Source organism: Streptomyces sp. NPDC047917 (assembly GCF_043204345.1).
Taxonomy (GTDB): Bacteria; Actinomycetota; Actinomycetes; order Streptomycetales; family Streptomycetaceae; genus Streptomyces; species Streptomyces sanglieri.
The window spans coordinates 168859-189673 of sequence record NZ_JBIDCA010000013.1 but is presented as its reverse complement, the minus strand read 5'-3'; the positions used below and the strand labels follow the sequence as shown (position 1 = coordinate 189673).

Here is a 20815-nt window from a genome sequence, read left to right as displayed (position 1 = left end):
AGAGCGGTCGAACTCCGGTACACCGCAGGGTGGTTACCGTCCGTTCGGCGCGGCGGGCCGGAGTTCGGCGCATCGTAGCGCGGGGACAGCCAGGCCGAGCGCTGCGGCAAGCAGGCAGACGGCGCCGCATCCGGCGAAGAACACACCGGCACCCCACAGGGCCACCGTCACACCGACGACGGGAAAGAGCGCAGGGGCGAGTCCCAAGGTGCACAGGGTCGTGACCGAGGTGACCCGGCCGAGGAATCGGGGGTCGGTCTCCGTCTGGAGCAGAGCGCCCGTCACCACCGTGGTGAAACCGCTCGCCAGGCCGATCAGCGCTCCGAGCGTCACAGCGACGGGCAACGAGGGCGCCTGCCCCATGGCGACCGCTCCCGCAGCGGTCACGAGCAGTGCCGCGGGCATCACCAGCCCCGCACGCGGAATCCGGGACGACATGGTGAGCAGCGTCCCCGCGGCCGCTCCTCCGACGCTGAACGCGCTCGCGACCCAGCCCATCCCCGAAGCGCCCCAGCCGCGTTCGTCCGCCAGGAGCACCAGTCCGGTGGCGACCGGGCCGCTGAAGCACATCTCGCTCAGACCGATCACCGCGGTGAGGGGTGTGAGCATCCGGTGGCGGCGGACGTAACGCAATCCGTCACCCAACTCACGCCAGGCTGAGGCGTGGCGAGGCATCTCGCTCGGTGTGGTGACCCGTACGGTGAGCAGTACGACGAGCGACATGGCGAAGAGAGCCCCCGCGGCCGTGAACGCACCGGCCGCACCGCCGATCGCCAGCACCGATCCCGCCAGGAGCGGGCCGACGGCGTTGCTCAGTCGGATCGACAGCCCGCGCATCCCCTGGACCCTGGCGAGTTGTTCGGGTGCTGTGATGCGTGGTGGAAGAGCGCCCACCGCCGGCATGAACACCGCGTCGACCACGCCGAAGACCAGCGCGACCGCGACGAGCAGCCACACGCCCGGCGAGGCCGACATGACGGCCACGGCCACGGCGAGCATCGCCGCGCAGCGGACCGCATCGCCGACGACGGCGACCCGGCGCGGCCCGAACCGGTCGGCGATCACGCCCCCACCGAGCATCAGCACCGCCCGGGGAAGTGCTCCGGCCGCGACCACCATGCCCGCCTGCGACGGCCCGCCGGACCGAGTGGCAGCCCAGGACAGCGCGAGGAAGTACACGACGTCGCCCGTGACCGAAGCCGTGTACGCGGAGAGCCAGCGCAGGACATTGACATCCCGGTGAGCAGGCCGCGCGGCGGCGGCCACGCCGAATGTGCTCACGCGTCGCCGGCCGGCGGCAGGGCCGCACCCGGTACCGGAAACGCCTGCATTTGCAGCACCACGGGGGTGGAGCCTTCGGGCGCCTCGCCCGCTCCGCGGCGGTAACGTTCGATCACCTCGAAGAGTTCGGACTTCATCCGATCCGCGTCGGCAGGGGTCAGGTGCAGGAGGAAGTCGCTGTACGAGGTGACTTGAAGCCACTCCTGAGGGAGCAGGGCCACCTCCTGCGCGGCCCTGCGCAGTCGGTCGGCGGCGGCCACGGCGACTGCCTGGGTGTACGCGCGCCCGGCCTCGCGCTGTTCCACGGGTGCGGTCGCGGGGTCGTGGATGGACTGGCGGTGGACGGACTTCCACCATCGCTCCCGCCCGGTGCCCCTGCCCGGCTCTTCCCCGATCAGCCCGCCCGATGCGAGGCGACGCAGGTGGTAGCTCGCCGCGCCGGGGTTGATGCCGAGTTCGTCGGCTATGCGAGTGGCGGTGGAGGGGCCACGTTCACGCAGCAGGGTGAGCACGGTCAGGCGTAACGGGTGAGCCAGTACACGCAGGGCGGCGGTGTCGAGTTCGACGTCCCGCTCCGAGGACTCGATGTCCCGCTCCGAGGGCTCGCCGGATTCAGCGGAGGAAGCAGCCATGCACCGAAAATAGACCTGCAACAGTTCTTTCGAAAGAGATGTTGTGAACAGTCGCGCAAGAAGCCGGTGCCTCGGTGCGTCCGCTTCATCCTTCACACGCCGGCGGCAGGGATCTGAGCACGGGCAAGGACGGTGCGGCGCGTGCGGTCGACGTCGAGGATCTCCACGGTGAGGATGTCGCCCACCCGCACGGCGTCCTCGGGTCTCTCGGCAGGTCTGTCCGCCGGCCCTTCGGTGTGCACCAGCGCCGCGATGCCGTCGTCCCGGTCTTCGATACGCACGAAGAACCCGAACGGCACGACCTTCGTGACCGGGCCGGTGACCACTTGCCCGATCCGCTGCGCGAGCTGCGGCCAGGGGTCCTCCTGCACCGCCTTCAGCGACAGCGGAACCCGCTCCCGGGACATGTCGACGTCGAGTACTTCGGCCGTGATCTCCTGGCCGACACCGACGATGTCCGTCGGATGGTCGAAAGGACGCCAGGACAGCTCCGGAATGTTGATCATCGCGGTGAAGCCGCCGATGTCGACGAATGTGACACCGAAGTCCGCGATCAACTTCACGGTGCCTGTGACGAGTTGACCGCGCCGCAGGGTCTTCAGGAAGGCCCAGTCCCGGTCGCTGGGCGTCGGCTCGGTCCGCCAGCGGGCGCGGAGTACGCCGTCGCTGTCGGGCAGTACTGCCGTGAGGAGCGGGAGCCGCTCGTCACCGGTGACGGGCAGGACGGCGGCGGCCCGCGCGTCGGCGATGCAACGGGTCACTGCCTCGAACCGGGTCTCGTCGGCAATCGTGCTGTCGATCCGGCCGTCCGCGTCCTCCCGGAGGACCACCACCGTGCCCTCGTCGGGCAGTGCGGACACGGCCTCGTCGACCTCGGTCAGCAGGTCCGGCCAGACCGTCAGTCGGGCGCGGGGAGCGAGTCGAGCACGCACGGTCTCGATGTTCTCGTACGTGAGGCGGTGCCAGCGGGACGCGTTCCCGACGTAGGTCTCCTCCAGGAGCGCCGCGCGGTAGGAGCCGGACACCCACCGCAGACGGTCCCAGAAGTCGGCGTCGGCCGGGCGCTGTACGTGTTGCCGATCGGGGACGAAGTCGTAGGGCGATGCGTCCAGCCGCTCCGGGAACAGTCCGAGCGTGCGGGTTCGGTCCAGCGCCGCTTCGCACTGCCGGCTGCTGCCGACGTACAGGTATTGGTCCCGCCCGACGTGCACCGAGAATCTGCCTTCGACCTCCAGACGGCACCATGCGCCGTTGTCGCGCAGCATGGCCCTGACGAGTTCCAGGCCGGCTTCGATCGACACCCGCGCGCCGTCGTGGAATCCGGCGAGGCCGTGCGGGAGGAGGGCTGCCGGTCCGCGGCCGTCGACCGGCGGCTCCGGGCCGAAGCGGGCGGAACCACTGATCTCCGGTTCACGGACGGACAGCCGGCCGATGCCGGTCTCCTCGGCGAAGGCGGCGACGGCCATCAGGTACGCGGCCTCGACCGGCCCGTGGTCACTGGTCTCGGTTTCGGCACCGGTGTAGTGGCCGTGCTGATCGCGGTCGGCCGGGTCGTATTTGGTGATCCGGTAGACATGGGGCAGCACGTCACTGCCCGTCGGCCGTCGAAGACACGAACCGGTCGGTATCCAGGGCAACGGGACTGACGAGCCGAGGCTCCGGGCCGGCCAGGTGGTCCGAACCGTGCAGGATCTCGCGCCGGACGGGCAGGCACTGCCCGCCGGGTCGGCGTCCCACGCCGCCGACGTATTCGTTCATGTCCGCAGCGTACGGGAACACCGGGCCGACCTGAAGATCACCGGGCGGGCCGGGTGACCCACCATCAGTGCGGATCGGTCTCGCCCCTCTGCTCCGGGAGGAGGGCGATCCACCACACCGCGCAGGGGTACAGGAAGTATACCGACGGCTTCTCCCCCAACGCCGAAGGGGCCGATCAGCGCCTCCGCCGGGCTGCGGGGCCGAAGCCCGGGCCGCACGCCCACGCACGCATCTGCGATGCGCTCGCGAGAGTGAGATCTCTTGGGCAGTGCGGCCCGGGGCCCCGGGTCGGCATCGGTCCAAGCCGTCTGTCCGATGGAACCGGTACGGGTAGGGAAGGTTCCAGGGGCGGCGGCGATTCCGAGTCCGCTCGGGACGTCTCAGTGCGCGTCGGCGGTCTCGTCGAAGAAGCGGACGATGCGCGGAAGAGCCTGCCTCACCGAGCTGTTGTGGTCGTAGTCACCGACGTCCGTGAGCCGGAAGTCGGCACCGTTGTCCGTCAACTGCTGTGCACAGTATGCGGAATGCGAGGCGTCGACGTCCTTGTCACCACGGCCGTGGAAAAGGCTCACGGGCACGTTCGGCTTCCAGTCACACGTGGTGTCCAGCGCGTGGAGTCGCTGCTTGAGGACACCGCCGGGGGTACGGATCCTGTCCAGGAAGTCCTCGGTGAACAGATCCTTGGATGCGGGCGGCAGCGCACCGGCGATCTGCTCGGTCGTGTGATCGCCGTCGAAGAGCCCCTCCACGATCTGGTCGTACGGTGCACGGAAGGCTTCGCTCGGCGAGCTGTAGAGGCCGTAGGTCTTGTTCCAGGCCGTCGCGAAGTAGGCGAGGTAGAGGCCGGACTTGTCGATCTTGTCGTCCGCCGCGGCTGCCTCGAAGACGGACAGATGGAACGGCCCGGCGACCGGGGCGAGCGCTCCGAGCCGGAAGTACTGGTCGACGCCCTCCTCCTGGAGGGCCCGGCCGACCAGCATGGTCGCGGGCCCGCCTTGCGAGAACCCACTGACCTGGACCCTTCGGTCGAGCTCCCGGCCGCTTCGATGAGCGAACGTGCGCGCCGCCCGCAACCCGTCGACGGTGGCGGCGACAGTGGCCCGTGGATCGCCGTACGGGTGGAAGCCCTCGCCCACGCCGAGGCCCACGTAGTCGGGCGCCGACACCGCGCGGCCGGTCGAGGCGAGCAGGTACGCGGCGAGCCGGTCGCTGGAGGCGGGGTTCTCCGACGCGACGTCCTTGCGGTAGGCGATGGTGCCGTGCAGCCAGGCGGCGGTCGGCAGATGACGGCCGAAGGTCCTGGGCAGCACGAGAAGCTGGCTCGCCGTGGTGGGCTCGCCCGCGCTGTTCGTGGTGCGGTAGACGACCTGGTATGCCGTCACACCGTGGCGTACCTGGGAGGAGTCGACCTTTCCCCGCAGTTCCGCGGCTACCTGCTGTGCCGTCAGATCAGCCACCTGCCGGGAGGAGACGATGGATCCGGCCCGTGCCGGTCGCATTCGGGTGTCGTCGATCGAGGCCTGCTGGGCCGGAGCCGGCCGGTCCACGGCGTACACGGACGAGGTCACTGCCGATGCGGGCACGGCCAGGGCCGCACCGGCGCCGAGGACTGCCATGGCGACCAGCAGGCGGGCCGGAGTGCGCTTGCGCTGTGAAGTCATGCGGGGATCCTGCCTGTTGGCGTCTCCACAAGGACATGACGCCAGCCGCCCGCTCTGCGTAGGGCAGGCACCACCGGGTTTCCCTAGGGGTTTGCGCGATCCACGCGGCCAGGGGCGTTCATGCGCCCGGCAGGACGCCCTCGCCGGGCAGGCCGAGGAGGTACCAGTCGGTTCGGTTGCCGTCCTCCTCCAAGAGCTGCTTGTCATAGGTGAAGCCCGACCGTCGCGCGGCTGCTGCCGACGCGTGGTTCTCCGGATCCACCCGGATCACCGCCTGGGTCATCCCTTCGGCTGCGGCGTACCGGCAGATCAGGCGGACGGCACGGGTCACCAGCCCCTGCCCCCGCCAGGCCGGGTAGAGCGCGTAGGAGATGTTGCCCTGCCCGGGCTCCAGGCCCGCCACATCGAATCGCAGATCGATGTAGCCCACCAGGGTTCGCCGGGCAGCCGTACGGATCCCGAGCGCACGCAGTGGTCCGCGCGTGGCCCATTGCTCGATGCAGTGGCGGAAGTACGCCTCGATGCCGGCCCGGGTCGCCGGCTCCCCACTGAGCCACCGGACCAGGAGTTCGTCCTCGCCGGCCAGATGCGCGTCGACATCGTCCAGGCACGGAGGAGACAGAACCACAACCCCATCTGAAAGGTTCACGTCATGCATACAGCCACCATCACCCCCTGACTCCCGACCTGCAAGCGAGTAATTACGGAGCCGTGCGTCCGCGACCCGGATGGCATCCGGTCAGTCGAAGTCGGGAGCCGGTGATCGACCGTCGGGGGCCGCCGCCGCGGCCTGCCACTGGCAGAGATAGAACAGCTCGGGGTCACCCTCATCGAGGCCGTGGAGAAGACCGACAGGGCTCCACCCGGCTCGTTGGAGCAGCCGCTGCATCGACTGGTTGGAGACGTTGGTCGAGGTGAACAGCTTCGGGGTCGTGCACGAGGCCGCCACGGCGTCCAGCAGTCGGCGGCCAACGCCCCTGCCACGGGCGGAGGGCGCCACCATCAGCATCGTAACGAATCCCTGCTCGAAGAACGTGTACTCAACCACGCAGTAGCCGAGCAGGCCGGACGCGTCCTCCGCCACGACCGCCAGGCCCCGTCCGCACCACCTTCGGATGCTCGCCTGTCGCCCGTCGTCGCCTTCGACCGCGATCACGTCGATCCCGACCAGCGCGTCCGCGTCCGACTCACTCGCACGGCGCACGACGAACTCGCCCATATCCACTGTATCCATGCGGTCATGCTGCCAGCCCACGTCGGATACCCGCCCCGCGCCCCTCCGGCGCAGCCGCCACCGCCCCGGCCGTAGATCCATTATCCCCACACGAGAAGGCACCTGTCACCGTTCTCCAGAATGATCTTTACGCCCGAGATGCACCTTTAGGGTTGCGATCGAAGAACACAACACACCTATCCATTCAGGGAGTTGAAAGTGACGCATGACGTTGCCGCGCTGGCGGTGGAACTTACGGACATGGCTGCCGCCGATCACCGGTCCTCGGCCGGTGCGAACAGCGATGACCCGGCCGCGCAGCTGGCATGGCGCCGTCTGACCGCACGGCACGGTGACCGGCTCCGCGAGATCATGGACGAGTACGGCTGGCCGACGACCGCTGTGGTCGGCGAGGAGGCCGCACGCGCGGCGTGGTTGATCGCTCAGCACGCCGACCGGCAGCTCGACGTTCAGCGTCGTGCCCTCCATCTGATGGAACAGGCGGTGTCGGCAGGCGCGGCCGGCCGACGTGAACTGGCTTTCCTGCGCGACCGCACATTGGTCAACGAGGGCCGCGAACAGGTCTACGGCACACAGATCGCCGGCGTGAAGGACGGGACACCGGTTCCGTGGCCCTGCGAGGAGCCCGAGCGCGTGGACGACCTACGTGAGCAGGTCGGCATCGAACCCTTCGACGAATACGTCGCCAAGTTCGCGATGCCCTGACACCCCGCGCCCCGTTCCCCGTTCCCCGTTCCCGGTCCTTCTGCGGCAGATCATTTGCTTCGCGACCCGCCTGCCGCGATGCTGCCGGGCTGGGTACGGGGCCTGCCGGGCCAGGTCCGGGACACAGGGCTTTCGCCGGCGCAGCCCGGAGCCGAGTGCAGCCGGCCTGGGGCGCGTGCCCGCGATGAGGGCCGGTGCCGGCCCGAAACACTCCGTCCGCCGCCGTTCAGTCAAGAGCCCTGTACTCGGCTGACGGCTGGGCCAGTTCGGGATGCGCCACGGTGTACCGATCTCCGTGGATCGCGAGCATCGCCCAGTGCCACGCCTCGTCGTGGAAGATGAGTCCGCGGAACGGCGCGTCACTCGGCTCGTACGGGTAGCGCTCCAAGGCCGCCGCCCAGGCATCTTCCGGTGCCAGCTCGCCGTGCCGCTGCATCAGCCACGCGTAATGACGCCGCTCGGCCCGAAGACACTCGACGTACTCCGTCTCACTCCAGGTCATGCGGGCGACCCTAGCCGAGGCTCCTGTGCGCGGCCGCGGCTGCGGCTGCGGCTGCGGCCTCGTGCTCGTGCTCGTGCTCGTGCTCGTGCTCGTGCTCGTGCTCGTGCTCGTGACAAGCACGTAGTGATCATGGAGACTCTGGCACTTGGGCCTACGGCTTGCCTCACTTCGCGCCGCATGCCGATCGCCACTGCCAAATCGATCAACGGAAGGTCGTCCGTGCGCAAACTCGTGTACTACATCGCGTCCTCTCTCGACGGATTCATCGCGGGACCGGACGGTGCCGACCCTTCGAGCGCGGACGGCTTCTGGCCGATCCCCGAGGACTACATTCAGCACCTCGTCACCGAGTACCCGGAGACCCTTCCCGGACCGGCCCGTGCCGCATTTTCCCTCACTGACGGCGGCAAGCACTTCGACACCGTCGTCGAAGGACGGCGTTCCTACGAGATCGGGCTCAAGGCCGGTCTGACGAACGCCTACCCGCACCTGCGGCATCTGGTGTTCTCCCGGACGCTGAGCGAGAGCCCGGACCCTGACGTGGAGCTGATCGCCGACGATCCGGCAGCGACGGTACGCCAGTTGAAGCAGCAGGACGGCAAGGACATCTGGCTGGTCGGCGGCGCCGAGCTGGCCGGTGCGCTGTATTCCGAGATAGACGGGCTGGTCATCAAGTTGAGCCCGCTGACAATCGGCTCCGGAATTCCGCTCTTCTCCCACAAGGCAGTGTTCGATCCGTGCAACTGGGATCTCACCGACCACACCGTCCTGAAGTCCGGGGCTGTCTTCCTCACCTACGCGCGCAGGGTCCCCGCCCAGTAGCGACAAGCGGGGGTCCCGGCAGCCCGAAGAACCGTCGGGATTCGGGAATCGCGGGCCGGGCGACGCCCACTCGGCACCCGGTCCGCGGCCTTCCCGTACGACAAGGTCGGCCCTCAGGATCCGTACGTACGGATCCTGAGGGCCGACGTCACACCACACGGTGCCGGGGCCGCAGACCGAGTCAGGGTCAGGGTCAGGGTCCGCAGAGCGGCACGGTCCTCACGTAGCCACCGAGGTTCTCGTCATCGGTGCCCAGGAGGGCGTCGGAGGAGCCGGGCAGGCATTCCACCGCCTCAATCTTGTACTGCGGGAATGTCCCGAGCACCGTCGGGGACTCCGCGAGCGCGACCCGTACCCGGCCGGCGGCCGACACGGTCACCCGGCCCGCGTCGCTCACCGCGGAGTCGAACGGGCCGTCGTCACCGGCGTCCGACGCCGAGCTCACGACGATCCGGCCGGATCCGGTCACCGAGATGTCCGAGATATGCCGGGTGCCCTCGCCGGTCGGGTACGACGCGACGTAGGACCGCCGTGTCACGGCACCGAACTGCGGCTGCCCCCACGGGGCGAACGACAGAGGTGACGCGTTCAGTGTGGCGGGACGGTCCGCGCCGGCTCCCCGATCGGCCCACAGTGCGGCGAGCTTCCCGTCCCGGGCGACGAGTGCGAAGCTCTCGAAATCGTCGCCCTCGGCGATCCCGGGCAGCGGCGTGTAGTCGACGACTTCCGCCGTGGAGCCGGCGACCTTCAGACGGTAGACGATGCCGCGACTGGCGAGCGCCAGATACTCCCCGGGCATCCCGGGGACGGCCTCGATGGCCTCCAGATCGACGGGTTCCGGTCCGTCCCAGGTGATCGGGGAGACGCCGTCGGAGCCGTCGCGGTGGGTGATCCGGGAAAGGCGCTGCTGCCCGGACCGCTTGTTGTCGTGCACGGCCAGCGCGTACACCCCTCCTCCGTCCGCGGTGCGGCCTTCGTACGCGAGGCCGCTGACTCCGCTACGGGCGTCACCGCCGACCTTCTGCCATTGGCCGGCGTCCGCTCCGGCCGGGGCACCGCCGAGCATCGTCAGCAGCGCGGCCGCTGCGGTGATCGAGGCCATGCGCTGCAACATCGGGAGTTCCACTGGGAGTCGCTCGCCTTCTCTGTCCGACAGGCACGAGGTCACGCGCCGGGCGTCACGTTATTGATCATCACGAGCGCGTCCCAGCGGTGGTTACGCCATTTGCCGGAGCGCGAAGTCGAACTGGGCAGGCGCACATCACGCATCGCGCGCCATGCCTGTCCCGGCCCGGGTGCCGCGTCAAGCGGCCCTCGCCGCTGACTCCGTCCTCCGGCGCCGGTGCGGCGGCCTTCAGTCGGTCCGCGATCTCCCGGGCGGTCAGCACCAGGGCGAATCCCTTGCGCAGGACGGCGAGTTCGGGCTCCTGGCGGGACTCGTCGTCGGTGGCCGTGACATCGGCTCCGAAAACGACCTGGTAGCCACGTTCATACGCCTGCCGGGCCGTGGTGCCGCAGCAGTAGTTGGTGAGTGTCCCCGTGACGACGACCGTGTCGCGGCCGAGATTGCGCAGCATCGTGTCGAGCGGGGTGTCGTGGAACGCGCCGTAGGACGGCTTGCGGATCAGGGCCTCGTCGCGGCGGCGCCCCATCGGGGCCCACACCTCGGCCGGGCCGGGCCTGCGCCAGTCGGTGTCGGCGTGAGGGAGCCGGCTCAGAGCCCGTGGCCGGTCCAGGCCGAGATGTGTGTCGTCGAAAATGGTCCAGATGACCGGGACCGCGGCGGCCCGGCATTCTTCGACCAGTCGATGCAGTCCGGGCGCCATCCGGGTGGCCGCGGGTACCCAGTAGGGGCTCCACCCCGGCCTGACGAATTCGTCCTGCATGTCGATGACGAGCAGCGCCGTCCGCTCCGGTCGTACGTCGAACGATGCCCGGCCGTGCTCGTAGGCGTCGCGCGCCCGCGCGGTCACCCATTCCTCGGTGTACTCCATCATCGTTCCCCCGCCTCGAACATCGCCCCTACCTCGAATCGATGTACCTCGTTTCGATGTGCGAGAGTAGCAGGATGCTGGAACTTGCGATCCTGGGATTCCTGGCCGAAGGCCCCCTGCACGGCTATCAACTCCGCCGCCGCATCGCACACTTGTCCGGTCACGTCCGGCCGGTCAGCGACGGCAGCCTCTACCCGGCGATCAACCGCCTGGTCGGGGCCGGGCTGCTGGACCGGCGGGCGGAGCCGGGCGCCTCGGCCGCCCAGCGGTACACCCTGAGCCTGACCACCGCCGGCCACACCGAACTACTGCGTCGGCTGCGGGACGCCGACGGCCTGGAAATCAGTGACGGCACTCGGTACTTCACGGTCCTGGCCTTCCTCTCCCGGCTTCCCGACACCGCCGACCAGCACGCGGTGCTGCGTCGGCGGCTGGTATTCCTGGAACAGCCCGCGAGCTTCTTCCACGACGGCGACGTCCCGCTCGGTGTCGAGGACACCGCCGACCCGTACCGCCGAGGCATGCTCACCATCGCCCGTGCCACCAGCCGGGCGGAACGGGCCTGGCTGCGGGAGGTGCTGGCCTGACGTCAGGCCGGCAGCGCCAGGTGCCGCAGGGCCGGCCGGGGTGCGGAAACGTCGTGGCCGACCGCCTTGTCGTGCGGGTATCGTCCGGTTCCCCGGATGAGCCGCTCCGGCGGCCTCCGCCCCGTCCCCAGAGAGCGATTCCGATGAGCAGCCGGCAGGCAACGACGACCCTTTGGCGCCCGACCGGCCCCGCGGAGCTGGATCTGGTCCGGGAACTGAACTGGCGCGCGTGGCCACCTCGTCTTCCCGAGCAGCCCATCTTCTACCCGGTTCTCAACGAGGACTATGCGGTCCGGATCGCCAGGGACTGGAACGTGAAGCACGACGGTGCCGGGTTCGTCACTCGTTTCGAGGTCGATTCGGAGTTCCTGTGCCGCTACCCCGTACAGCAGGCCGGCGGCCGGACGATCCTTGAGCTGTGGGTGCCGGCCGGGGAGCTCGACGAGTTCAACGCCCATATCGTCGGCGAGATCCGGCTCGTCCACGAATTCCGCGGGAGATCCTGAGGGCTGTCCGGGTCGTCGTTTCCGGAACGCCTTCGAGGCTTGTTGTGGGAGCGTTGTTCCGCACACGGACTCGGGAGCGCACCGTGCGGTGCCGGCCCCGCACGGTGCGAGGATCTCGACATGAACAACGATCTCCGCTTCCGCCTAGCTGACGAAACCGACCTCCCCACTCTCGTCCGGCTGCGCGACGACGCCGCCCGCTGGATGCTCGCCCGGGGTATCACCGGGCAGTGGCAGCCCGGCGAGCTGGACGAGGGCCACTTCCGCCGGATCATGGCGGATGGTGAGGTCTGGATCGCCGAGGCCGACGGCCGCCCGGCCGGGGCCTGGGAGTTGTGGTGGGCGGACGAGGACGCCTGGGGGCCGCAACCGCCGGTGGCCGGGTATGTGCACCGGCTGATGGTGGATCGCGTCGGCGCCCGGCCGGGTACGGGGCTGCGGCTGTTGCGAGCCGCGGAGCAGCGGGTGGCCGCGGCGGGGCGGGCGTTCGTCCGTCTGGACTGCCTGGCCGGGAATACCACCCTGAGCGCCTACTACGTGAACGACGGCTACCGGGTGGTCGGGCACAAGGCCGGTAAGCAACAACCCGGCGGCATACCCAAGTCGTTCACGCTCCTTGAGAAGGCCCTGCAGGTCGACCGCGAGGGCTGAAGCCGCCACGGCCACAGGGGGAGCACCGCAGAGGGCGCACCAACCCCGTCAGCGGCGGAGTGCGTAGCGGGTCAGGCGGGAGCGGGCGGTCCGCCGGCCGACCCCGAGGGCCATGGCGACACCGTCCCAGTCCGGCCCGTCCACGGTGTCGAGGCTGTACGCGGCAGCCGCGGCTGCGCGCCGGGTCATGCGTTCCAGGGTGGCGGCTGCCCGGATCGCGGCCAGTGGCTGATCGGCGGCCGGGGCCGTGAGACGTGTCTCGACCTGGTCGAGGAGGGCCGCGAGGTCGACCGGCAGGGGAACCGCGCGGGCCTGTACGTCGGTGATGTGGGCGTCCCAGTCGGCTTCCGGGCCGCTGGTGTCGAACGGGTACGGATTCCGCCGTTCGACGCCCTCCCAGTCGAGCGGGTAGCGGGGCGTGCCGCGCCAGCCGCACGAACACGCACCGCGCATCTCGGTGGCGACCGGAGCTCCGAGCGTGCCGTCGCAGACGTACCAGTCAGTGCTCTGATGCACCGTCGGCCCGCTCCCGGCGTCGAAGTACACCGGGCCCGGTTCCGTGCCGTCGGCCAGCAGGACGCCGGGCCGGCCCTCGTGTTCGTCGCCGAATTCCTCGGTCTCCCACATACCGGACTCCTCCCCCACCGGAACTCCGACGAGTCGCGACCGGCCGGCCCGGGCGACGCACTCGAAACGCCACTCCGGTCACGGGCCCGGCCGACCCGTCGACACCCCTGCCCGACCACGGCGAGTCCCGGCGGGCGGATACCCGAACCGGTGAATCGGTCGACGGGAACGACCGGAACGACCCAGGAGTGCGGTACTTGTCAGTCCGCCGCCGACGAGGGGATGTCCGGTCGGCCCGCGCGGGACCAGGTGAGGCCTTCGAGCTGTTCGATGCTCTGGTTGAACTCCACCAGCAGGGTGAGGAACTGCTCGGTGCGCTCTCCCGTCCACCCCGACGCCTCGATGAGGCGCGTGGTGCCCGCCCGGCTGATGGCGCGATCCGCCTCCAGGCGTTCCAGGCCGAGTGCGGTGGGGCGGAATTTGCGCGCCATCCCGCCCTCGGGGTCGGGGATGCGTTCCACCAGGCCGTTGCGGAGCATCGCGCTGACCTGGCGGTTGATGGTGGACACGTCGACCTGGAAGGTGTGCGCCAGTTCCTTGAGGGTGAGCGGATCACCGACTTCGAGTCGGGTGAGCAGGACGTAGGCCGAACGTTCCAGGCTCTGGCCTATGCGGGGGCCCCGTGCGGCGATGAAGTGCCGGGACAGCAAGGTCAGCTCCCGTTCCAGATCGCTCAGCCGGTGCGCTTGCTCACTCATGTACTTGGTCCTCTTCCACCGTCGGTTCCCACTCATCATCGCGCATTCCCGCCCCGTCCCGGAGGACACCGCGGACCAAGCTTGTGCACTATGCACATCATGTGTATCTTGAACATTATGTGCATGATGCCTACACCGGTCGGCACTGACCGCACAGCCCACTTGCTCGACGCACCCGAGGCATGGAGTCCCGCATGAGCGCAGACCAGCCCGAGGATGAAACAGCTGTTACGTATCCGACCGCACGAACCTGCCCCTTCGACCCGCCCGCCGAATTCACCCGGCTCCGTGCCCTCCCCGGGCTCCCGCGCACGCGCGCGCTGGAGGGCGCACGTCCCTGGCTGATCACCCGGTACGAGGACGCCAGGGCCGTACTCGCCGGCCCGGCGTTCTCCGCGCGGCTGGACAGTCCCGGCTTCCCTCTCTTCAGCCCGGGCGACGTTCAGCAGCGCGACGACCGGGTCGAGAGCCTCATCCGCAGCGACGACCCCGACCACCTCACCCGGCGACGTCGGCTGACCCGGCATTTCACGGTCAAGCGGGTACAGGCCATGCGCGCAGAGATCCAGCAGGTGGTCGACTCCGCGCTCGACGACCTGCTGGACGCGGGATCGCCCGCCGATCTGGTGGCGCTGGTGGCCCGCCCCGTTCCGGCACGGGTCATCTGCCTGCTGCTCGGGGTGCCCTATGCGGACCACGCCTTCTTCCAGCGGGCGGCCGCCCGGGCCCTGGCGGGCGACGCGGACCCCGCCGACGTGCGGATCGCCCTGCGCGAACTGGGCGACTACCTCGACGTACTCGTCCAGGAGAAGGCGCGTACGTCCGGCGACGACGTCCTGTCACAGCTGGCCCGCGACCTGCTGCTGCCGGGCACCGTCGACCGGGCGGAGCTCGTCAATGTCGCGATGACGCTGCTCGTCGCGGGCTTCGAGACCACCGGCAACATGATCGGTCTCGGCACCGCGCTCTTCCTCCGCCATCCCGAGCAGCGGGACCTGTTCATGGCCGGGGACGAGACCCTCGGGGCCAACGCGGTGGAGGAGCTGCTGCGGTACCTCTCGGTGGCCCAGCACCCGCGTCAACTGGCGGTCCGGAGCGAGGTGACCGTCGCCGGATGCCTCCTCTCGCCCGGCGACGGTGTGCTGATCTCGCTGCCGTCGGCCAATCGGGATCCGCGGGAGTTCGAATCCCCCGACGCGTTCGACATCGGCCGCACCGCCCGCGGGCACCTCGCCTTCAGCCACGGCACGCACCAGTGCCTCGGCCAGGCGCTCGCCCGGCTGGAACTGCTGCTGACCTTCCGCACCCTGTTCGCCCGGGTGCCCGCGTTGCGACTGGCCGACAGTTCCGATCGCCCCGACGGTTCCGAGGGCTTCGAGGACTTCGAGGACTTCGATGTCAACACCCGGAGCCGTGTCCACGGTTTCAACTCGCTCCAAGTCGCCTGGTAGGAGAGCCACTTCGATGAAGATCGACATTGATCAGGACAAGTGCGTCGGCGCCGGCCAGTGTGTACTGGTCGCTCCCGAGGTCTTCGACCAGCGGGACGAGGACGGGGTCGCCGTCCTGCTGACCGAGGATCCCCCGGCCCAGAAGCGCGGCGGGGTCGAGGAGGCAGCCCGGATCTGCCCCGCCGCGGCCATCCGGGTGGACGGCCGGTGAACCGGCACATCGTCGTCGTCGGCGCCGCGGCAGCGGGACTGGCCGTCACGGAGCAGCTGCGCCGCCTCGGTTACGACGGTGACCTCTCGCTCGTCGGCGCGGAGAACCATCCACCCTACGACCGTCCTCCGCTGTCCAAGCGCTTCCTCGCCGGCGAACTGAGCGCAGAGCAGCTCCGGTTGGCGGCGCCCGAAGCCCTGGACCGGCTGGCGCTCTCCATGTACCGCGGCCGCCGGGCGGTCGCCGCCGACCTCGACTCGCGCACCGTCACCCTGGATGACGGGACCGTGCTCACGTACACCGACCTGGTCGTCGCCACGGGCGTCACTCCGCGCGGACTCACCGGTACCGGGCCGTCGGACGGTGACGGACAGCCGGGCGACGTCGGACGGCCCGGCCGTGTCGGGACGCTCAAGACCCTGGACGACGCGCGGGCGCTGGCCGAGCAGCTGGGGCCAGGTCGACGGGTGGTCATCGCGGGTGGCGGCTTCCTCGGTACCGAAACCGCGTGGACAGCCCTTGCGCTGGGGTGCGAGGTCACACTCGTCAATCGCGCCGCGACTCCGCTGGCGGTCCTCGGCAGTCACGTCGGCTCCCTGGCCGGTGAGAGGCTGTGTGCGGCCGGCGCCACCCTGCTGAACGGGCGCACGGTCCGAGCGGTGCACCAGCGGGACGGGCTTCCCGACGCCGGGCGCCCGACCGTCCTGCTGAGCGACGGCACCCGGCTGCCCGCCGATGTCGTACTGGGCGCGATCGGCTCGGAGCCGGCGACGGACTGGCTCGATCCAACCGGACTCGACCTGTCCGACGGGGTGCGCTGCGACGCGGGCGGCCGGGCCGCGCCCGGCGTGTACGCGTGCGGTGACGTGGCGTCCTGGTACCACCCACGCCACGGTGGGCACCTGCGTCTGGAACACCGGATGCAGGCCGGCGAGCAGGCGCGGGTCGTGGCCGCCAATCTGCTGGGCGGCACGGAGGTACTGGACTCCGTCCCCTTCTTCTGGACGGATCAGGGACCGCACAAGATCGTCGTGCACGGCCTGATCGCACCCGGCGCGGAGTTCATGCCCCTTGAGGTCGATCCGGACCGTGACCGCTTCACCGGTGTCTACCGGCTGGACGGGCGACCCGTCGCCGTACTCGCCTGGAACTCGCCGAGGGAGGCGCTGCGCCTGCGCCGGGAACTGCTCATCGATCCCCGGTCCGCCGGTGCCCCGACGCCCGCGATGCCTGCGATGCCTGCGATGCCCGCGACGCCCGCGACGCCCGCGACGCCCGCGACGCCCGCGACGCCCGCGACGCCCGCGACGCCCGCGACCGGGATACCCGCACCGCAGTAGAACCACCCGTTCATGTCCATCGGCGCCCGACGGGCGCCGATCCGTTCAAGGAGCCTCAGTTGTCAGCCAGATCCACCCGCGCGGTGGGACCGGGTGCGGTCACCGCCGTGATCGCGCTGAGCGGCGTCGTGGTGTCGCTCATGCAGACGCTCGTCGTCCCGATCATCCCGCAGCTCCCGCAGTTGCTGCACGCCGAGCCGTCCGACGCGTCCTGGGTGGTCACCGCCACGCTCCTCGCGGCCGCCGTGGTGACACCCATATCCGGGCGCCTCGGTGACATGTTCGGCAAACGCCGGATCCTCATCGCCAGCCTGGTCGCGCTCGTCGTCGGCTCCGTGGTGTGCGCCCTGTCCGACAGCCTCGTCCCGGCGATCATCGGCCGGGTACTGCAGGGCCTGGCCACCGGCGTCATCCCCGTCGGCATCAGCATCCTGCGCGACGAACTGCCCGCCGAGCGCGTCGGCGGTGCCGTGTCGCTGGTCAGCGCGAGCCTCGGGGTCGGTGGTGCGATCGGGCTTCCCGTCTCCGCCGCCATCGTCCAGTACGCCCACTGGCACGTCCTGTTCTGGCTCTCCGCCGGGCTGGGACTGGCCTGCCTCGCCCTGGTGACCGCCCTCGTACCCGAATCCCCGAACAAGGCGCCCGGCCGGTTCGACACCCCTGGTGCGATCGGGCTGGCCGTCGGCCTGGTGTGCTTGCTCCTGCCGGTCACCAAGGGCGGCGACTGGGGCTGGACGAGCGGCGCCACGCTCGGGCTGTTCGCGGGCGGCATCGTGGTCCTGGTTCTCTGGGCGGTCTACGAGATGCGCGTCTCCCAGCCGCTGGTTGACCTGCGGGTCACCGTGCGCCGGCCCGTGCTCTTCACCAACCTGGCCTCCGTGCTCGTCGGCTTCGCCATGTACGCGATGTCCTTGACCCTGCCGCAACTGCTCCAGTCGCCCGAGGCCACTGGCTACGGCCTCGGCCAGTCCACGCTCGCGGCGGGTCTCGCCCTGGCACCGGGCGGCCTGGTCATGATGGCCCTGTCGCCCGTCTCGGCCCGGATCACCGCCCGGCACGGTGCCCGCGCCGCGCTGCTGCTCGGCGTGTGCGTCATAGGGATCGGCTACGGCGTCGGCCTGTTGCTGATGTCGGAGGTGTGGCAGATCGTCATCACCTCGATGATCGTCAGCGCCGGTGTCGGCATCGCCTATGCCGCAATGCCCGCCCTGATCATGGATGCCGTCCCGGTGACCGAGACGGCATCCGCCAACGGGGTCAACGCGCTCATGCGGTCGATCGGTACCTCCACGTCCAGCGCGGTGATGGCCGCGATCCTGGCGAACATGACCATGCGGCTCGGCCCGGCCTCGGTTCCTACCGAGCACGGGTTCCGCATGACCTATGTCGTCGCGATGGTCGCCACGGTCGTCGGGCTCCTCCTCACCCTCGCCATCCCGCGAGTCCAACGCTCCTCCGCGGAGCAGGTCACCGGGACGGAGGCCGTACAGCCCCGGGCCACCACCGGAAAGCACTGAGCCGACCGGGCCGGCTGAACCAACAAGCCCAACAGCACCACAGCACCACAGCACCACAGCACCAACAGGTACGACGAAAGGACATGGCCATGGAACGCCTCAAGGACAAGGTCGCGGTCATCACCGGCGCGGGCAGTGGGATCGGAAGGTCCGCCGCCGAACTGATGAGCCGGCAGGGCGCCCGCGTCGTGGTCGCCGACCACAACACCCAGGCCGCCGAGGAGACCGCCGCGATCATCGAGGCCGCGGGCGGACAGGCGCTGCCGGTCACCGTGGACGTCACCGACGAGGGCTCGGTCGCCGACATGGTCGCCGCGACCGTCAGGGAGTTCGACGGCCTGCACGTCCTGTGCAACCACGTCGGCGGGACGAACCCGCGCAGGGACCTGGACCTGCTCCGCATGGACATGGACGAGTTCGACCGGGCCGTCGCCCTCAATGTGCGCAGCACCCTGCTGGGTTCCCGCCACGCGGTGCCCCACATGATCGGCGCCGGTGGCGGATCCATCATCAACACGGCCTCCGTGGCAGCGCTCGTCGGCGACGTCCTGCAGACCTCCTACGGTGCCGTCAAGGCCGCGGTGGTCAGCATCACCAAGTCGATCGCCGTCCAGTACGGGCCGCAGAACGTGCGCTGCAACGCCATCGCTCCCGGCGCGGTCATGACCCCCGCGCTGGAGAACAACCTCCCCGAGGACGTCGTCGAGGCGCTGCGCAGGGGCAATGCCCTGCCGTACCTGGGCTCTCCCGAGGACATCGGCCACACCATGGTGTTCCTCGCCTCCGACGAGTCGCGCTACCTCACCGGCCAGCTCCTCGTCGTCGACGGCGGGATGACCATGCAGTCCTCCGCCGCCCCCGGGCGGCGTGCCATGCTCCCCGGCTAGGGTCCGGCCCCGGGGGCGGTGGCGACCGCCCCCGGGCGCACCGGCTCGGTAGAATCGGGTCCGGTCGTTGCTGGTGAGGGTTGTTCCTGGGGGTGCGGATGGCGGTCGAGATCGTCCTGCCGCTCGGCGAGGACGCCGACCCGGAGGGCCTGGCCAGGGCCGATGCCGATGCTTTCCGGCTCGCTTCCGAGCTCACCGAGATCGGCAACGAACGCTTTCTGCGGGCGGCACTGCCCGGTCCGGCACACTTCCACCACCGCAGCACCGAACGGCTCATCGGCCGGCCCGGTCGCGATCCGGAGGCCGACGAACCCACCTCCAGCCTCCTGCTGCGCGCGATCCATCTGTGCTTCACCGCCCACCTGCCCCTGAGCCTGTCGCCGGACCTGCTCTGGTACGCGATCGTGCACGAGACGGCCGTCCACATCCGGCTGAACTCCCGTACGTACGAGGGGCTGTTCACCAGCACACCCGGCGAGCGGCAGGAGATCGCCGTCCGTGACGATCTGGCGGCGTCGGACTGGGGGCGCTCGGTCAACCTGGTCCAGCGGCCGTTGCGCACCCGGATCGGCGACGACGTGGCCGATCTGTTCCAGCCCACGTTCTCCACCACCACCCCGGACGACGCCACTGCCGCGCTGGTGGCGCTGATGGACGCGGTCAGCCCCTACTACCGCTTCCGGTGGATCTCGCTCTGCGGCATCCCCCGGATCAGGCTGGAGGGCTCCGGCCGCGACTGGCGCCTGCTGGCCGGCCGGGTACGTGAACTGGAGGAGTGGTTCGACGGCCTGCGGCCGTGGTTCCAGGCCCTGCACCCCGTGTTGGACTCGATCAGCGCGACGGCTTCGGGGTGGGGAGCGGACAAGGACTTCTGGCGTTCGCTGTACAAGTGGGAGTCGGCGTCGGGCGGGGACCGGGTCACGGGTTGGATCACCGCCTTCTTCGCCCATCGGTACACCGACGACGGCCCCGTTCCGAAGGAGTCGTTCGGTCCGGGGACTTCCGTGGAGGAGGAGTTTCCCTCGCACCTCTCACAGGTCCCGTTCCGCTGGCAGACGCCGTCCGGGGACCGCCGGATGGCCTTTCTCGGGGGCGTGCTCGGTATCACCCGTGACGGTGAGTGGATCCGCCCCCGGCTCGGTCATGCCGTGGTGGAACTGCCGCCGCCCGATTGCCCGGACCGTGAGCGGGCGGAGGAGGAGCGCGCGGGTGACGATTGCCCGCACCTGCCCGTCACCGCGGACTGACAGACCGGTCGGCAGTCCTGGGGTCGGTCAGCGTTCCTGCGAGAGTGCCAGGATTTCAGCGAAAGGGCCGTCGGCGCGGACCAGGTCCTCGTACCGGCCCTGTTCGGTGATCCGGCCGTCCTCCATCACGACGATGTGATCGGCTGTCCTGGTGTTCTCCGGCCGATGGGTGACGACGACCGTGATGCGGTCGCCGGTGATTGACTTGATCCGTTCGAAGATGCGGTGCTCGCCCCGCGGGTCCATCTGCGAGGACCAGGGCGGTGTCCGTCTCGGTGGTCAGTCTCTGGGTGATCCGCCGCTCGGCGTACGCCCCCAGCGCCCCCACCCTCCGCGCGAGGGCGGCGGCCTCGCGAAGCACGGCGCGGCCGGCGCTCCACCCGGTTCGACGAGTACCCGGCGGGCACTGACCGGGTGGCCCCGGCGGGCCCATGCCTCTTCCCCGGCCCGTCGCCGTGGACGACACTCGTCGCAAGATCAGAACACTCTGCGACGGGGAGATCG

Annotated in this window: 23 protein-coding genes and 1 pseudogene; 11 read left to right on the top strand and 13 right to left on the bottom strand. The window is 70.0% G+C overall.

The window, feature by feature from the left end:
* Nucleotides 1-33: 33 nt before the first annotated feature.
* The 7 genes from ACGF8B_RS30425 to ACGF8B_RS30395 form a co-directional block, all read right to left on the bottom strand.
* Nucleotides 34-1281: an MFS transporter gene (locus tag ACGF8B_RS30425; protein ID WP_392745027.1), complete on the bottom strand. Its 1248-nt coding sequence runs from the start codon at nt 1279-1281 to the stop codon at nt 34-36.
* Complete coding sequence (locus ACGF8B_RS30420) at nt 1278-1913, bottom strand: helix-turn-helix domain-containing protein (protein ID WP_392745024.1); 636 nt, start codon at nt 1911-1913, stop codon at nt 1278-1280. The genes ACGF8B_RS30425 and ACGF8B_RS30420 overlap by 4 nt, the downstream gene beginning before the upstream one ends.
* A gap of 92 nt (nt 1914-2005) precedes the next feature.
* Nucleotides 2006-3499, bottom strand: coding sequence for a S1 RNA-binding domain-containing protein (locus tag ACGF8B_RS30415; protein WP_392745021.1), 1494 nt, complete (start codon nt 3497-3499; stop codon nt 2006-2008).
* A gap of 1 nt (nt 3500) precedes the next feature.
* The gene (locus ACGF8B_RS30410) at nt 3501-3671 is read right to left on the bottom strand and encodes a hypothetical protein (protein WP_392745018.1); all 171 of its coding nucleotides are present in this window, start codon (nt 3669-3671) and stop codon (nt 3501-3503) included.
* Between the two features lie 380 nt (nt 3672-4051).
* Nucleotides 4052-5332, bottom strand: a complete 1281-nt coding sequence (locus ACGF8B_RS30405; RefSeq protein WP_392745017.1) for a lipase family protein — start codon at nt 5330-5332, stop codon at nt 4052-4054.
* Nucleotides 5333-5450: 118 nt separating this feature from the next.
* On the bottom strand, nt 5451-5960 hold the full coding sequence (locus tag ACGF8B_RS30400) for a GNAT family N-acetyltransferase (protein WP_392745015.1): 510 nt from the start codon (nt 5958-5960) through the stop codon (nt 5451-5453).
* A 111-nt stretch (nt 5961-6071) separates the two neighbouring features.
* The gene (locus ACGF8B_RS30395; RefSeq protein WP_392745012.1) at nt 6072-6566 is read right to left on the bottom strand and encodes a GNAT family N-acetyltransferase; all 495 of its coding nucleotides are present in this window, start codon (nt 6564-6566) and stop codon (nt 6072-6074) included.
* A 198-nt stretch (nt 6567-6764) separates the two neighbouring features.
* Between ACGF8B_RS30395 and ACGF8B_RS30390 the strand changes: the two genes are divergently transcribed.
* Nucleotides 6765-7271: a DUF6624 domain-containing protein gene (locus ACGF8B_RS30390; protein WP_392745010.1), complete on the top strand. Its 507-nt coding sequence runs from the start codon at nt 6765-6767 to the stop codon at nt 7269-7271.
* Nucleotides 7272-7497: 226 nt separating this feature from the next.
* On the opposite strand, the gene ACGF8B_RS30385 is transcribed toward ACGF8B_RS30390, so the two are convergent.
* Nucleotides 7498-7773, bottom strand: coding sequence for a hypothetical protein (locus tag ACGF8B_RS30385; RefSeq protein ID WP_392745008.1), 276 nt, complete (start codon nt 7771-7773; stop codon nt 7498-7500).
* A 219-nt stretch (nt 7774-7992) separates the two neighbouring features.
* Between ACGF8B_RS30385 and ACGF8B_RS30380 the strand changes: the two genes are divergently transcribed.
* Nucleotides 7993-8595 (top strand): dihydrofolate reductase family protein, encoded by a 603-nt coding sequence (locus ACGF8B_RS30380; RefSeq protein ID WP_392745005.1) that lies wholly within the window; start codon nt 7993-7995, stop codon nt 8593-8595.
* A 193-nt stretch (nt 8596-8788) separates the two neighbouring features.
* Here ACGF8B_RS30380 and ACGF8B_RS30375 read toward each other — a convergent pair whose 3' ends face one another.
* Both ACGF8B_RS30375 and ACGF8B_RS30370 read right to left on the bottom strand, forming a co-directional pair.
* On the bottom strand, nt 8789-9709 hold the full coding sequence (locus ACGF8B_RS30375; protein ID WP_392745003.1) for a hypothetical protein: 921 nt from the start codon (nt 9707-9709) through the stop codon (nt 8789-8791).
* 79 nt (nt 9710-9788) lie between these two features.
* Nucleotides 9789-10592 carry a cysteine hydrolase family protein gene (locus tag ACGF8B_RS30370; protein ID WP_392745002.1) on the bottom strand — a complete coding sequence of 268 codons (804 nt, stop codon included), beginning with the start codon at nt 10590-10592 and terminating at the stop codon, nt 9789-9791.
* 71 nt (nt 10593-10663) lie between these two features.
* Between ACGF8B_RS30370 and ACGF8B_RS30365 the strand changes: the two genes are divergently transcribed.
* From ACGF8B_RS30365 to ACGF8B_RS30355, 3 genes are all read left to right on the top strand, one after another.
* Entirely contained in the window at nt 10664-11176 is a 513-nt protein-coding gene (locus ACGF8B_RS30365) for a PadR family transcriptional regulator (RefSeq protein WP_392745000.1), read from the top strand.
* 143 nt (nt 11177-11319) lie between these two features.
* Entirely contained in the window at nt 11320-11682 is a 363-nt protein-coding gene (locus ACGF8B_RS30360; protein ID WP_392744998.1) for a hypothetical protein, read from the top strand.
* 120 nt (nt 11683-11802) lie between these two features.
* Nucleotides 11803-12333: a GNAT family N-acetyltransferase gene (locus ACGF8B_RS30355; RefSeq protein ID WP_392744995.1), complete on the top strand. Its 531-nt coding sequence runs from the start codon at nt 11803-11805 to the stop codon at nt 12331-12333.
* 48 nt (nt 12334-12381) lie between these two features.
* Here ACGF8B_RS30355 and ACGF8B_RS30350 read toward each other — a convergent pair whose 3' ends face one another.
* Nucleotides 12382-12960: a hypothetical protein gene (locus tag ACGF8B_RS30350; RefSeq protein ID WP_392744992.1), complete on the bottom strand. Its 579-nt coding sequence runs from the start codon at nt 12958-12960 to the stop codon at nt 12382-12384.
* Between the two features lie 200 nt (nt 12961-13160).
* On the bottom strand, nt 13161-13658 hold the full coding sequence (locus ACGF8B_RS30345; RefSeq protein WP_392744990.1) for a MarR family winged helix-turn-helix transcriptional regulator: 498 nt from the start codon (nt 13656-13658) through the stop codon (nt 13161-13163).
* Between the two features lie 194 nt (nt 13659-13852).
* On the opposite strand from ACGF8B_RS30345, the gene ACGF8B_RS30340 reads away from it, so the two are divergent.
* The 6 genes from ACGF8B_RS30340 to ACGF8B_RS30315 all read left to right on the top strand — a co-directional run bounded on the left by ACGF8B_RS30340 (nt 13853) and on the right by ACGF8B_RS30315 (nt 20311).
* Complete coding sequence (locus tag ACGF8B_RS30340) at nt 13853-15109, top strand: cytochrome P450 (RefSeq protein ID WP_392744988.1); 1257 nt, start codon at nt 13853-13855, stop codon at nt 15107-15109.
* A gap of 13 nt (nt 15110-15122) precedes the next feature.
* Nucleotides 15123-15320 carry a ferredoxin gene (locus ACGF8B_RS30335; protein WP_392744986.1) on the top strand — a complete coding sequence of 66 codons (198 nt, stop codon included), beginning with the start codon at nt 15123-15125 and terminating at the stop codon, nt 15318-15320.
* The gene (locus ACGF8B_RS30330; protein WP_392744983.1) at nt 15317-16660 is read left to right on the top strand and encodes an NAD(P)/FAD-dependent oxidoreductase; all 1344 of its coding nucleotides are present in this window, start codon (nt 15317-15319) and stop codon (nt 16658-16660) included. The genes ACGF8B_RS30335 and ACGF8B_RS30330 overlap by 4 nt, the downstream gene beginning before the upstream one ends.
* Before the next feature lie 59 nt (nt 16661-16719).
* The gene (locus ACGF8B_RS30325; protein WP_392744980.1) at nt 16720-18177 is read left to right on the top strand and encodes an MFS transporter; all 1458 of its coding nucleotides are present in this window, start codon (nt 16720-16722) and stop codon (nt 18175-18177) included.
* Between the two features lie 89 nt (nt 18178-18266).
* Entirely contained in the window at nt 18267-19064 is a 798-nt protein-coding gene (locus ACGF8B_RS30320; RefSeq protein WP_392744977.1) for an SDR family NAD(P)-dependent oxidoreductase, read from the top strand.
* 98 nt (nt 19065-19162) lie between these two features.
* Nucleotides 19163-20311 (top strand): DUF4419 domain-containing protein, encoded by a 1149-nt coding sequence (locus tag ACGF8B_RS30315; protein WP_392744976.1) that lies wholly within the window; start codon nt 19163-19165, stop codon nt 20309-20311.
* A 27-nt stretch (nt 20312-20338) separates the two neighbouring features.
* On the opposite strand, the pseudogene ACGF8B_RS30310 reads toward ACGF8B_RS30315, so the two are convergent.
* A pseudogene (locus ACGF8B_RS30310) lies at nt 20339-20566 on the bottom strand (ABC transporter ATP-binding protein); the annotation flags it as partial.
* Between the last annotated feature and the right edge of the window lie 249 nt (nt 20567-20815).

Coding starts and splice junctions, on each gene's coding strand:
- ACGF8B_RS30420 (WP_392745024.1), bottom strand. CDS start 1,913: ATGGCTGCTTCCTCCGCTGAATCCGGCGAGCCCTCGGAGCGGGACATC.
- ACGF8B_RS30410 (WP_392745018.1), bottom strand. CDS start 3,671: ATGAACGAATACGTCGGCGGCGTGGGACGCCGACCCGGCGGGCAGTGC.
- ACGF8B_RS30405 (WP_392745017.1), bottom strand. CDS start 5,332: ATGACTTCACAGCGCAAGCGCACTCCGGCCCGCCTGCTGGTCGCCATG.
- ACGF8B_RS30395 (WP_392745012.1), bottom strand. CDS start 6,566: ATGGATACAGTGGATATGGGCGAGTTCGTCGTGCGCCGTGCGAGTGAG.
- ACGF8B_RS30385 (WP_392745008.1), bottom strand. CDS start 7,773: ATGACCTGGAGTGAGACGGAGTACGTCGAGTGTCTTCGGGCCGAGCGG.
- ACGF8B_RS30375 (WP_392745003.1), bottom strand. CDS start 9,709: ATGTTGCAGCGCATGGCCTCGATCACCGCAGCGGCCGCGCTGCTGACG.
- ACGF8B_RS30370 (WP_392745002.1), bottom strand. CDS start 10,592: ATGATGGAGTACACCGAGGAATGGGTGACCGCGCGGGCGCGCGACGCC.
- ACGF8B_RS30365 (WP_392745000.1), top strand. CDS start 10,664: ATGCTGGAACTTGCGATCCTGGGATTCCTGGCCGAAGGCCCCCTGCAC.
- ACGF8B_RS30360 (WP_392744998.1), top strand. CDS start 11,320: ATGAGCAGCCGGCAGGCAACGACGACCCTTTGGCGCCCGACCGGCCCC.
- ACGF8B_RS30355 (WP_392744995.1), top strand. CDS start 11,803: ATGAACAACGATCTCCGCTTCCGCCTAGCTGACGAAACCGACCTCCCC.
- ACGF8B_RS30350 (WP_392744992.1), bottom strand. CDS start 12,960: ATGTGGGAGACCGAGGAATTCGGCGACGAACACGAGGGCCGGCCCGGC.
- ACGF8B_RS30345 (WP_392744990.1), bottom strand. CDS start 13,658: ATGAGTGAGCAAGCGCACCGGCTGAGCGATCTGGAACGGGAGCTGACC.
- ACGF8B_RS30340 (WP_392744988.1), top strand. CDS start 13,853: ATGAGCGCAGACCAGCCCGAGGATGAAACAGCTGTTACGTATCCGACC.
- ACGF8B_RS30335 (WP_392744986.1), top strand. CDS start 15,123: ATGAAGATCGACATTGATCAGGACAAGTGCGTCGGCGCCGGCCAGTGT.
- ACGF8B_RS30320 (WP_392744977.1), top strand. CDS start 18,267: ATGGAACGCCTCAAGGACAAGGTCGCGGTCATCACCGGCGCGGGCAGT.
- ACGF8B_RS30315 (WP_392744976.1), top strand. CDS start 19,163: ATGGCGGTCGAGATCGTCCTGCCGCTCGGCGAGGACGCCGACCCGGAG.